Raw genomic sequence first — 11,436 nt, forward strand, 5'->3', positions numbered from 1 at the left:
CCGGCTTCCGGCCACGGATCCATGAGGTCACGGGCGAGGCTGGCATCCACGTCGGGAGTCCGGTCGTGGTCGGCGGCCGGGTGATCCGATTCTGTGCAGGTCACTGCTGCTGTGCTGTCAGCCAACCCGGTGAAATGGGAGGATTAGTCACATGATCGATCGTTATGTGGTGCCACCATGGTCATGTGAGGATCTACAGCGTGCGGCTCGTGGCGGCCGCGGTGACGATCGGGGCTGTCCTGGCGACCCTTTCCGGGTGCGGCAGTGACGGATCGTCGGGCCCGGTCGACACCGGCGGTGCGCAGGGTCTTCGCGCCCCGGGCGTGGCGGCGCTGCCCGCGACCGATCCGACCCGCATCCCGGCCGTCGGCGAGCGCCTCCAGCGCCGGATCCCCGCCGACACCGGCCAGGTCCTGGCGGTGTACGGCGAGGGCGAGGATTCACCCGACGCCACGGCGGTGCTCTACATGAAGGAGGGTCCGGAGTGGCGGCGGGTGGCCCGTTGGGCCGCCCACAATGGCCGGAAGGGCTGGACCCTGGAGCATTATTCGGGCGACGACCGCAGCCCTGTCGGCGTGTTCGGCCTCACCGATGCGGGTGGCGTGCTCGACGACCCCGGCAGCAGGCTGCCGTACGACCAGGACTACGTGGCCTACGCGCCGACGGTCAATGCCGTGGCGTACGACCATGTTTTCGACTATGTCATCGCGATCGACTACAACCGCCTGCCGGGTACCGTCCCGCACGACCCCACCCGCCCCCTCGGTGACGACAGGGGTGGCGGTATCTGGCTGCACCTCGATCACGGCGACGGCACGTCCGGTTGTGTCAGTCTGCCCAAGGGGGCGATGAAGTTCCTGCTGCGCACGCTCGACCCGGCCCAGCATCCGATGATGGTGATGGGGGACGAGAGGGAACTGCGCGCCTGAGGCGACGAGGCGTCATTGCGGGGCGGGGGCGACTGCCCGTAGAACACGGGCCATGAGAAGACGGATAGTCATGTCCATGCTTGCCGGAGTGACCCTCCTGACAAGCGCGCTCTTCGGCACCGGAGCCGTCACCGCCCAAGCGGCCGACGTGCCGACCGAGTTCGGCACCGACTGGCACGATCCGGTCACCGCCGCGCCGCCCGTCGACCGGCCGCACACCGCGTCATGCCAGGTCACGCTGGCCGACGCCCAGTTCCGCGACTTCACGCCCTATCGCGGCGCGTACACCCCGCCTCAGGGCTGTGGCGACCACTGGAACAAGGTCGTCCTGCGCCTCGACGGCAAGGTGAAGGGCCGTCAGTACGACCGGCTCGGCTATCTGCACGTCGGCGGGGTCGAGATCCTGCGCACCTCCACTCCGGAGCCCTCGCCCGACGGCATCGCGTGGCACGTCGAGAAGGACGTCACCCGATACAGCGACACCTTTCGCAGCCCGCAGGACGTCGAGATGCTGATCGGCAACGTGGTGGACGGCACGTACACCGGCGTCATCGACGTGCACGTCACGCTGACCTTCTACGCGGGCCGCGCCGCCGAGCGCACCCCCGACCGGGTCCTCACCCTGACGGACACGCCGCACGGCACGACGCTCACCACGCCGCGCAACAGTGAGCGCATCGTCGCCGAGGTGTACGCGACCGGTTCGGGTGGCGGCTGCGAGGAGTTCTGGTATCTGACCGTGGCCGACCCGGCCTCGTACTCCTGCAAGGCCGATCACGGTCCGTATCGCGAGGTGGAGGTCAAGGTCGACGGCCAACTCGCCGGAATCGCCGCACCGTTCCCGAACGTCTGGACGGGGGGCTGGTCCGATCCCTTCCTCTGGTACGTCATCCCGGCGCCGGGCGCCTTCGACGTGCGACCCGTCCAGTACGACCTCACGCCCTTCGCGGGCCTGCTGAACGACGGCCGTCCGCACCAGGTCGAGGTCTCGGTCGTCGGCGTGCCTGCGGGACAGTCGGGCTGGAGCACGCCGGTGAACGTACTGGTCTGGCAGGACGCGCACCGTGCCCGGGTCACCGGCGCACTCACCGCGGACACGGCGACGAACCTCGTCAACTCCTCCAGCTACACGCCGGGTTCGGAGAACCGGGTGAACACCCGGGCCGGACACCGGCTCACCGTCTCCGGATACCTCGACACCTCGCACGGCCGTGTGACGACGACCGTCAGCCGTACCCTCGCCAACACCTCCGTGCACCGCTGGACCGAGGGTGAGAACACGGACGGGCTGGACGCGACCTGGACCGACGACGAGACGGTCACCACCGGCGGACACAGCCCAGCCCGGGTGACGCACACGCAGCGCACGTACACCTTGAACGGCACGACGACCGTCGGGACGGACAACCGGCTGCGCACGGTGTTGACGCTCGGCGACCATGCGTCGGTGAGGCGGCTGCAGGACGGCCGGCGCGTCGCGTGGTCGCGGCTCGACGACACCTACAGCGGCGACGCGGCGTACACGCTCAACGTCCCGCGCGAGCAGCGGCACGCGGTCGGCACCTCCGGCGAGCGCTACCGCCGTTACGGCTCCGACGGCTGCTACGACCGTTCACTGGCCACGGCGCAGGGAATGCTGACGGAGGATCGCAAGCGGTGCTGAGCACGGCCGTGCGGGATGCGTCACGCACGGGGTGATGTACGCGGCTGTGACACGGGCGTCGCGGAAGGGATCCACGACGCCATCGGGATGATCGGCATCGGAAGCTGCCTTCTGTATCACGGAAGTCCCGTTCGGCTTCCGTGAGTCCGGCGTTCCCCGGGAAGTGCCCGTGCCACAGCCCGTGCCGTCCGTGGGCGGTGGCCTGCCGACGGGGCGGGCTCGGCCGTCAGCAGCTCTTGGCCGACTCCCCGTCGATCAGCGTGTCCAGCAGTACGCCGAGCACCGCGCGCTCCTTCTCGGTCAGCGGGGCCAGTATTTCCTCGGCCGCCGACCGGCGTGCGCCGCGCAGTTCGCGCAGGGTCGCGCGCCCCTCATCGGTCAGCTCGATCCGCGTGACGCGCCGGTTCGCCGGATCCGCCGCCCGTCGTACCTTCCCGCTCGCCTCCAGCCCGTCGACCAGCGTCGTCACCGCGCGCGGCACCACCTCCAGGCGCTCGGCCAGGTCGGCCATACGCGGTGGCGAGGGGTAGTGCGCGAGGGTGCGCAGCAGCCGGGACTGGGCCGGGGTGACGCCCAGATCGCGCCGCTCCAGATGGCGCTTCTGGATGCGGTGCACCCGTCGGGTGAGCCGCAGCAGTTGCTCGGCGAGCAGGCCGTCGGAATCGGGGGTGCTCATGCGGGAACAATATCAGGACGACATTCATTGTGAGTATAGGTAACAATGAGCTACGATCAGTCAGTCATCGTCGGCCGGTTCCTGACCGGCCCCCGTCCGTCTCCGTAGGAGCCCATGCATCCCGACCGTGAAACGTCCTGGACCCCACCTGCCGACGCCAAGGAACAGCCCCGGCAGGTGCGGCGCATCCTGAAGCTCTTCCGTCCCTACCGCGGGCGGCTCGCCGTCGTCGGCCTGCTGGTAGGTGCCGCCTCGCTGGTCTCGGTGGCCACGCCGTTCCTGTTGAAGGCGACCCTCGACGTCGCCATTCCGCAGGGTCGGACCGGCCTGCTGAGCCTGCTCGCGCTCGGCATGATCCTGAGCGCGGTCCTCTCCAGCGTCTTCGGCGTGCTCCAGACGCTGATCTCGACCACCGTCGGCCAGCGCGTCATGCACGACCTGCGCACGGCCGTCTACGGCCGGCTCCAGCGCATGTCGCTTGCCTTCTTCACCCGCACCCGCACCGGCGAGGTGCAGTCCCGCATAGCCAACGACATCGGTGGCATGCAGGCCACTGTCACCTCCACGGCCACCTCCCTGGTCTCCAACGCCACCAGCGTGGTCGCCACGATCGTCGCGATGATCGCGCTCGACTGGCGGCTCACGATCGTCTCGCTGCTCCTGCTCCCGGTGTTCGTGTGGATCAGCCGCCGCGTGGGCAACGAACGCAAGAAGATCACCACGCAGCGCCAGAAGCAGATGGCCGCCATGGCCGCCACGGTCACCGAGTCGCTCTCGGTGAGCGGCATCCTGCTCGGCCGCACCATGGGCCGGTCGGACTCGCTGACCGCGTCCTTCGCCGAGGAGTCCGAGCGCCTGGTCGACCTTGAGGTGCGGTCGAACATGGCCGGGCGCTGGCGCATGGCCGTGATCACGATCGTCATGGCCGCGATGCCGGCCGTCATCTACTGGACCGCCGGTCTGGCCCTCCAGTTCGGCGGCCCGAAGGTCTCGCTCGGCACCATCGTCGCCTTCGTCTCACTCCAGCAGGGCCTGTTCCGCCCGGCCGTGAGCCTGCTCGCGACCGGCGTCCAGATCCAGACCTCCCTCGCGCTCTTCCAGCGCATCTTCGAGTATCTCGACCTGCCGATCGACATCACCGAGCGCGAGCGGCCCGTCCACCTCGACCAGATCAAGGGCGAAGTCCGGCTGGAGAACGTCGAGTTCCGCTACGACAACGACGACAAGGTCCGCCCGGTCCTCGACGGCATCGACATCACCGTGCCCGCGGGCACCGGCCTCGCCGTGGTCGGCCCCACCGGCGCCGGCAAGTCCACGCTCGGCTATCTGGTGCCCCGGCTCTACGACGTCACCGGCGGTCGCGTCACGCTGGACGGCGTCGACGTCCGTGACCTCGACTTCGACACTCTCGCCCGCGCGGTCGGCGTCGTCTCGCAGGAGACGTACCTCTTCCACGCCACCGTCGCCGACAACCTCCGCTTCGCCAAGCCGGACGCCACCGACGAGGAACTTCACGCGGCCGCCGAGGCGGCGCAGATACACGACCACATAGCCGCGCTGCCCGACGGCTACGACACCGTCGTCGGCGAACGCGGCCACCGCTTCTCCGGCGGTGAGAAGCAGCGCCTCGCGATCGCCCGCACCATCCTGCGCGATCCGCCGGTCCTCATTCTCGACGAGGCGACCAGCGCGCTCGACACCCGTACGGAGGCCGCCGTCCAGGAGGCCATCGACGCCCTGTCCGCCGACCGGACCACGATCACCATCGCCCATCGCCTTTCCACGATCCGAGATGCCGACCAGATCGTGGTGCTGGACTCCGGCCGCGTCGCCGAACGCGGCACGCACGAAGAACTGCTGGAGCGGGACGGGCGGTACGCCGCCCTGGTGCGCCGGGACGCACAGCTGGAGCCGGCCGGCTGAACCCGGGAGGGAGGTCCGACACGGTTCTCGGCTTCCGCTACCAGGCTGCCACCGCCACCGCCACCGCCACCGCCACCGTCGCCGGCCTCGTCCAGGCCGAGGCCACGACGAGGGCGGGCAGGGGCAAGGTCGCCCGGGTCGTCCTCGACCGGCCGGACCGCGGAATGCCGTTGCAGATGGGCTGCGCCGCTTGTCCGCCGCCGTCTCACACGGCGACCGGCTGCTCCTCGGACAGCAACTGCCTGATGTCCCGTACGGCGGAGCGCCCCGCCCGGTTGGCGCCGATGGTGCTGGCCGAAGGGCCGTAGCCGACGAGGTGGACACGGGGATCGGCGACGGACCGGGTGCCCTCGACCCGGATCCCGCCGCCCGGCTCGCGCAGGCGCAGCGGGGTGAGGTGGTCCAGCGCGGCCCGGAACCCGGTGGCCCACAGAATGACGTCGGCGGCGACGCGGCGGCCGTCGCTCCACTCCACCCCGTCCGGGGTGATCCGGTCGAACATCGGCTGCCGGTCCAGAACCCCGTCCGCGAGACCCTGCCGGACGGCGTCGTTGAGGGGCAGCCCGGTGACGGAGACCACACTGCGCGGCGGCAGCCCCTGACGCACCCGCTCCTCCACCCGCGCGACCGCCTCCCGGCCCGCCTCCTGGTCGAACGGCCCCTCGCGGAACACCGGGGGCCGACGGGTGACCCAGGTGGTCGCGGCCGCGTAGGGGGCCAGCTCCAGCAGATGCTGGGTGCCCGAGGCGCCGCCACCCACGACCACGACCCGCTTCCCGGCGAACTCCTCGGGACCGGCGTACTGGGCGGTGTGCAACTGCCGTCCCCGGAAGGTCTCCTGGCCGGGATAGCGAGGCCAGAACGGCCGGTCCCACGTGCCGGTCGCGTTGATCAGCGCTCGCGTGGACCAGGTGCCCGCCGAGGTCTCCACGGACAGCCGGCCGCCGTCGCCCTCCCTGACGGCCCGTACGTCGACGGGCCGCCGCACCCGCAGGCCGAAGGCGCGCTCGTAGCGGTCGAAGTACGCGCCGATGACCTCCGCCGACGGCCGCGCGGGATCGGCGTCCGTCAGCTCCATGCCGGGCAGGGCGTGCATTCCGTGCACCTTGCCGTACGTCAGTGAGGGCCACCGGAACTGCCAGGCGCCGCCCGGCGCGGGGGAGTGGTCGAGCACCACGAAGTCACGGTCCGGCTCGAAGCCGGTGCGCCGCAGGTGATAGGCGCTGGACAGTCCGGCCTGACCGGCTCCGATGACGACAACCTCGACCTCGCGCGATTCGTTCACGATTCTACTAACTGGGGAGGGGGCGGGGATCTTCCCGGGCCTGAGCCCTGGCCGCCGTGGAGCTGGGCGACGTGTGTGTCGTCCTCGCTGCCCCAGGCACCGTCGCGTCGGCCCCAGGGCTCGCCGAGTCCCCAGGCCAGGTCGACATCTGGAACCGTCCGCTGCGCAGGTCCGGGGGGAATGTGGCGTCGGTGTAGGTCGGTGGAGTACACCGGGCGCCGTACCGGAGGTTCTGTCGTACGCCCGGCAGGCAGGGGCTTCGCTGGTCAGAAGTACCAGGAGTGGTCTGGGCAGGTGCCGCAAGGCCACTGGATCACCGCGGCACCGTCGGCCTCGCTCGCGCCGGGGATGCCGAGGCACAGGTTGGGGTCGTAGTGGCTGAGGATGCGGTAGGCGGCGAACCCCACCTACCGGGTGCTCGCCCAGCGGGCCCACTACTCGATCGCGAAGCTCTCCGCCGCCGCGGCCGGTCGTCAACTGCCCACCCTGCCCGTGGCATGAGGAGCAGTGGGCGCGAACGCGGCACGAGACGGCCACCCGCCTTGCCGCCGCGGAACCCCGTCCACCGTCGGCCTCGACCGCCTCCGGTGGATCATGGGAATCCGGCGAGGACACCGCGCGCTCGGTCGGTCTCGACCGATCCGGCCGAGCGCACCGCCTTCATCGCCGCTCTCGTCCGCTCCGCACAGGCCCCCGACAGCCGCTGCCGCGTCGTCATCGCCGTCCGCGCCGACTTCTACGCCCACTGCACCCGCCACCCCGACCTGGTCCAGGCCCTGCCCTACGCCAGCGGCAGCTCGGACAGCACGGTCCGGGTGTGGGACATCAGGGACTGCCGCCGCCCGGTCCCGTACGGTCCTGCCCTGCGCGGACACGGACAGGCCGTCTTCTCGGCGGCTTCAGCCCGGACGGACGCACTCTCGCCTCCGGCACCCCGTCCAGCTGGCCACACTCACCGGAGACACCGGAGACACCGGAGACCCCGGCGCAAGCCAGTCCGTCGCCTTCAGCGCCGACGGCACCCGGGTGATCGGCGGTGGCGCCGACCACACCGCACAGATCTGGGAGACCACCGTGCCCGCGGTCACCGCCCGGGCCTGCGCTGTGACCCGTCGCATGATCACCCCGCCGAGTGGCGGCGCCACCTGCCCGGCACCGCCTACCGGCCGGACTGCTCCGGTGGAGACACCGTGCTGATCCCCGTGCCCTTCTCGCTCCCCGGGCGGGGTCAGTTCTCGGCCGGTGTCGTCGACGGGGGCAGGCCGGTGTTGAAGCGGGTGTCCACGAAGTCGCCGAAGTCCACCTTCTTCGGAATCAGCTTCAACTCGGTGAAGGCGTCGGCGATCTGCTGCTCGGAGGCGACGAGAGGTTGGTCGACGGCGACGGCGACACGTGTGGAGTTGGTCCGCTTCACCGAGTCCAGCGCCACCTCGTACGGCAGCCCCGTGTCCTTGGCCCACACCCTGGCCCAATCCTGCTGATGGTCGTGGACCCAGGCCGTCGCTCGCCGCAGCCGGGTCAGGTAGTCCTTGACGGCGGCGGCCTTCTTCGGGTCCTTCAGCGCGGAGGGCGCGGCCACCTGGAAGGTGAGCCCGTTGGTGACGCCATCGCCCGTGGTCAGCACCCGCCCCTGCCTGGCCCGCAGGATCTGGGAGGTGTACGGGTCCCAGACCGCCCATGCGTCGACCTTGCCGGAGGTGAACGCGGCGAGTGCGTCGGCCGGTTGGAGGTACTTGACCTTGACGTCGGACAGGCTGAGCCCCGCCGCTCTGAGCGAGGCGATCAGCTGGTAGTGCGCGGACGAGCCCTGCGCCACGGCGACGGACCTGCCCTTGAGCTGCTTCGGACCGGTCAGCTTGGAGTCGCTGGGAACGAGGATCGTGTCGCCCTTGGACGTGCCGTGCCAGGCGGCCACCACGGAGATCTTCGAACCGGCACCGGCCGCGAAGACGGGCGGGGTGTTGCCGACGCCGCCGATGTCGACGGCCTGCGCGTTGACGGCCTCCAGCAGGGGCGGGCCGGAGGTGAAGGTGGACCACTTGATCTTGTAGTGCAGGTTCTTCAGCTCTCCCGCGGCGCGCAGGATGGCCTCAGAACCGCCTTTCTGGTCACCGACGTCGAGGGTGACCGAGCCCGTGCCGTCGGTGTCGGTGCTCGCGGACGAGTTCCCGCCGCAGGCGGTGAGCAGGAGTACGAGGGGGAGGAGAGCTGCGGCGGGGACGAGTCGTCGTCGCATGGCGGTTCCGTTCGTGTGCGGGGGTGTCGAGTGCGGTGGGACGCGGGTGCGCATCGAGGGATCAGGCGGCTTCGGCGGCGGTGTTGACGCCGAGCCGTTCCAGCAGCCCGGCGCGGAGTGCGGCGAACCGAGGGTCGGTGATCTCGCGCGGCCGGTCGAGGTCGATGTGCTGCTCGTGGGCGATGCGGCCGTCGTCCATCACCAGGACGCGGTCGGCGAGCAGTACGGCCTCCTCGACGTCGTGCGTGACCAGCAGCACGGCGCAGCCGCGGCGCTGCCACAACTCCCCGACCAGGCGCTGGGCCCTGATCCGGGTGAGCGCGTCCAGCGCGCCGAACGGCTCGTCGAGCAGCAGCAGATCGGGCTCGCGGACCAGGGCGCGGGCGAGGGCGGCGCGCTGGGCCTCGCCGCCGGACAGCGTCCTCGGCCAGGCGTCGACCCGGTGGCCGAGCCCGACCTCGGCCAACGCCTGCTCGGCGACGGCGCGTTCGGGCTTGCCGGGCAGACCGAGCAGGACGTTGCGCCAGACCTTCTTCCAGGGCATCAGCCGAGGCGCCTGGAAGGCGACCGCTCTGCGGCGCGGGACCAGTGCGGTGCCCCGGATGTCGCGGTCGAGCCCGGCGAGGATGCGCAGCAGTGTCGACTTGCCACAGCCACTGCGGCCGAGCAGGGCGACGAACTCGCCGGGCGCGATGTCGAGACGCAGATCGTCGATGACCGTACGGCCGTCGAAGGAGCGGGTGAGCCCCTCGACGTGCACGGCCCGGGTCGTCCGAGGGGTCACCGGCCGGTGAACGTCGGTCGCCATTGCAGCAACACCCTTTCGAGAGAACGGACGATGAAGTCGGCCAGCAGGCCGAGGAAGGCGTAGACGATCAGGCAGACCACGATCACGTCGGTCTGCAGGAAATCCCGTGCCTGCACCATCAGGAAGCCGATGCCGGAGTCGGCGTTGACCTGCTCGGCGAAGACCAGCGCGAGCCAGGCGATGCCGAGGGAGTACCGCAGCCCGGTTAGCGCGCCGGGCAGTGCACCCGGAAGTACGACGTGCCGTACCAGCCCCCGGCGGGAGAGTCCCAACGACTCGCCCGCCTCGATGAGTTGGGCGTCGACGCCGCGGATGCCGGCGTACACGTTGAGGTAGAGCGGGAAGGTCACGCCGAGCGTGATGATGGCGATCTTCGGGGCCTCGCCGATGCCGAACCAGATGATGAACAGCGGGATGAGACCGACGAACGGCACCGTCCGCAGCATCTGCACCGGCGCGTCCACCACGTCCTCGCCGATCCGGAACAGCCCGGAGACCAGGGCGAGTCCGGTGCCGGTCACGGTGCCGAAGAGCAGGCCGAGGGCGACGCGCCGTAGCGAGGTTCCCATGGCCGACGGCAGCGATCCGTCGCTGATCAGGTCCCAGCCGACCCGCGCGATCCGGCCCGGCGAGGCGAGCACGTCGGGCGTCAGGACGCCAGTGGCGCTGAGCAGTTGCCACAGGGCGAGCAGCAGGATCGGACCTGTGGTGCGGCGCAGCCAGCGGGGGAGGCGCAGGGAGCGGGAGGAGGCGGGGACGACGGGTTGGAGGTCGAGGCCGGTGGCGTCCGCCCCCGCCGCCTCGGCCGACCCAGACTTGGATATACCGGAAATATCGGGTTCAGGCGAGTTGGGCGGTGCATGGCTGATGCTCATGGAGGCTCCTCGGGGAGAGGGCGAGCGAGGTGGAGGAGAGGAAGGGGGAGGGCGGGCGGGCGGAGAGACGGGGAAGGAAGGGGGCCGTGTCCCAGGCCCGTCTCAGCAGCCGGTCATTGTTGTACGCGAGCAGCCGGACCAGGGGGACACGGGTCTGCGGAATCGACGGCGGAGTGCGCCGGAGAGCGGAAGGGTGAAGCGGAAAAGGGCGTCAGCAGCCGCGGCGACACGCGGCGGAGGCCACCCACAGCAGGTCGATGTGACCGCGCGTGGTGAGCAGGGCTGAACGCAACATGCGGCTGAACGTAGCCAGATGGGCGGTCCACGGTCAACGGTGTCTCGCCCTGTGGACCATGGATATCGGCAGCCGGTCGCGCCGCCGAGAGGGGAGCCCGGCGGATGGGTCAGGATGGGAGCATGCCAGATGCCCTCGCCACCCGAACGCTGCACGTCACCACCGGCTCGCGGGAGCGCGTCGTCGACCTCACCTCCGACTGCGACGACTTCCTGCGGGAGGCGGCGGCGGGCCGCGACGGGCTGCTCAATGTCTTCACCCCGCACGCGACCGCCGGGATCGCGGTCATCGAGACCGGCGCCGGCAGCGACGACGACCTCCTCGCCGCCCTGCACACCCTGCTCCCCGCCGACGACCGCTGGCAGCACCGCCACGGCAGCCCCGGCCACGGCCGCGACCACGTCCTGCCGGCCCTCGTCCCGCCGCACGCGACCCTCCCCGTCATCGCCGGCCGTCTGGAACTGGGCACCTGGCAGTCGGTATGTCTGGTCGATACAAATCAGGATAATCCTCAACGAAAGGTGCGTCTCACGTATCTTGCGGGGGCTTGACCTCATTCCGTGTCCTGCCTCCGTGAGCAGGCGCCCGAGGGGTCCCGTGATGCGTCGCACGAGACGGCGGGCGGCGCGGGCGGCTGCGCGCGGGGTGGGCATGCCCTGCGGCAGCGGTGCGGTGCAGGGTCGTGAGCTGAAACCGGCCGGCAGGTCTGCCGCTGACAGCTGCTGGGCCGGACTGCCACGCGGCCA

The 11,436-nt window shown here is 70.7% G+C and carries 10 protein-coding genes and 1 pseudogene; 5 read left to right on the forward strand and 6 right to left on the reverse strand.

The window, feature by feature from the left end; genetic code table 11:
• Positions 1 to 185 precede the first annotated feature (185 nt).
• Both ACFC8N_RS15665 and ACFC8N_RS15670 read left to right on the forward strand, forming a co-directional pair.
• Positions 186 to 929 carry a L,D-transpeptidase family protein gene (locus ACFC8N_RS15665; protein ID WP_376288421.1) on the forward strand — a complete coding sequence of 248 codons (744 nt, stop codon included), beginning with the start codon at positions 186 to 188 and terminating at the stop codon, positions 927 to 929.
• 52 nt (positions 930 to 981) lie between these two features.
• Positions 982 to 2,592: a peptide-N4-asparagine amidase gene (locus ACFC8N_RS15670; protein WP_376288422.1), complete on the forward strand. Its 1,611-nt coding sequence runs from the start codon at positions 982 to 984 to the stop codon at positions 2,590 to 2,592.
• Between the two features lie 226 nt (positions 2,593 to 2,818).
• Here the strand turns inward: ACFC8N_RS15670 and ACFC8N_RS15675 are convergent, their stop codons facing one another.
• The gene (locus ACFC8N_RS15675; protein ID WP_356023373.1) at positions 2,819 to 3,268 is read right to left on the reverse strand and encodes a MarR family transcriptional regulator; all 450 of its coding nucleotides are present in this window, start codon (positions 3,266 to 3,268) and stop codon (positions 2,819 to 2,821) included.
• A gap of 114 nt (positions 3,269 to 3,382) precedes the next feature.
• Between ACFC8N_RS15675 and ACFC8N_RS15680 the strand changes: the two genes are divergently transcribed.
• A complete protein-coding gene (locus ACFC8N_RS15680) occupies positions 3,383 to 5,191 on the forward strand; it encodes an ABC transporter ATP-binding protein (RefSeq protein WP_376288423.1) in 1,809 nt (602 codons plus the stop codon).
• A gap of 205 nt (positions 5,192 to 5,396) precedes the next feature.
• Here the strand turns inward: ACFC8N_RS15680 and ACFC8N_RS15685 are convergent, their stop codons facing one another.
• A complete protein-coding gene (locus ACFC8N_RS15685) occupies positions 5,397 to 6,476 on the reverse strand; it encodes an NAD(P)-binding domain-containing protein (RefSeq protein WP_376288424.1) in 1,080 nt (359 codons plus the stop codon).
• Positions 6,477 to 6,742: 266 nt separating this feature from the next.
• Positions 6,743 to 6,883, reverse strand: a complete 141-nt coding sequence (locus ACFC8N_RS15690) for an RICIN domain-containing protein (protein ID WP_376288425.1) — start codon at positions 6,881 to 6,883, stop codon at positions 6,743 to 6,745.
• Between the two features lie 90 nt (positions 6,884 to 6,973).
• Here ACFC8N_RS15690 and ACFC8N_RS15695 point away from each other — a divergent pair.
• Positions 6,974 to 7,246, forward strand: a pseudogene (locus ACFC8N_RS15695) (hypothetical protein); the annotation flags it as partial.
• A 458-nt stretch (positions 7,247 to 7,704) separates the two neighbouring features.
• Here ACFC8N_RS15695 and ACFC8N_RS15700 read toward each other — a convergent pair.
• The 3 genes from ACFC8N_RS15700 to ACFC8N_RS15710 all read right to left on the reverse strand — a co-directional run bounded on the left by ACFC8N_RS15700 (position 7,705) and on the right by ACFC8N_RS15710 (position 10,395).
• On the reverse strand, positions 7,705 to 8,712 hold the full coding sequence (locus tag ACFC8N_RS15700) for an ABC transporter substrate-binding protein (protein ID WP_356023383.1): 1,008 nt from the start codon (positions 8,710 to 8,712) through the stop codon (positions 7,705 to 7,707).
• A gap of 61 nt (positions 8,713 to 8,773) precedes the next feature.
• On the reverse strand, positions 8,774 to 9,520 hold the full coding sequence (locus tag ACFC8N_RS15705) for an ABC transporter ATP-binding protein (RefSeq protein WP_376288426.1): 747 nt from the start codon (positions 9,518 to 9,520) through the stop codon (positions 8,774 to 8,776).
• Positions 9,493 to 10,395 (reverse strand): ABC transporter permease, encoded by a 903-nt coding sequence (locus ACFC8N_RS15710; protein ID WP_376288427.1) that lies wholly within the window; start codon positions 10,393 to 10,395, stop codon positions 9,493 to 9,495. Before ACFC8N_RS15710 ends, ACFC8N_RS15705 begins: the two co-directional genes overlap by 28 nt.
• Positions 10,396 to 10,812: 417 nt before the next feature.
• Here ACFC8N_RS15710 and ACFC8N_RS15715 point away from each other — a divergent pair, with 417 nt between their 5' ends.
• The gene (locus ACFC8N_RS15715; protein WP_376288428.1) at positions 10,813 to 11,241 is read left to right on the forward strand and encodes a secondary thiamine-phosphate synthase enzyme YjbQ; all 429 of its coding nucleotides are present in this window, start codon (positions 10,813 to 10,815) and stop codon (positions 11,239 to 11,241) included.
• The last annotated feature ends 195 nt before the right edge of the window (positions 11,242 to 11,436 follow it).

Origin of the sequence: Streptomyces sp. NPDC055966, assembly GCF_042269865.1 — a bacterium.
Classification (GTDB): Bacteria; Actinomycetota; Actinomycetes; order Streptomycetales; family Streptomycetaceae; genus Streptomyces.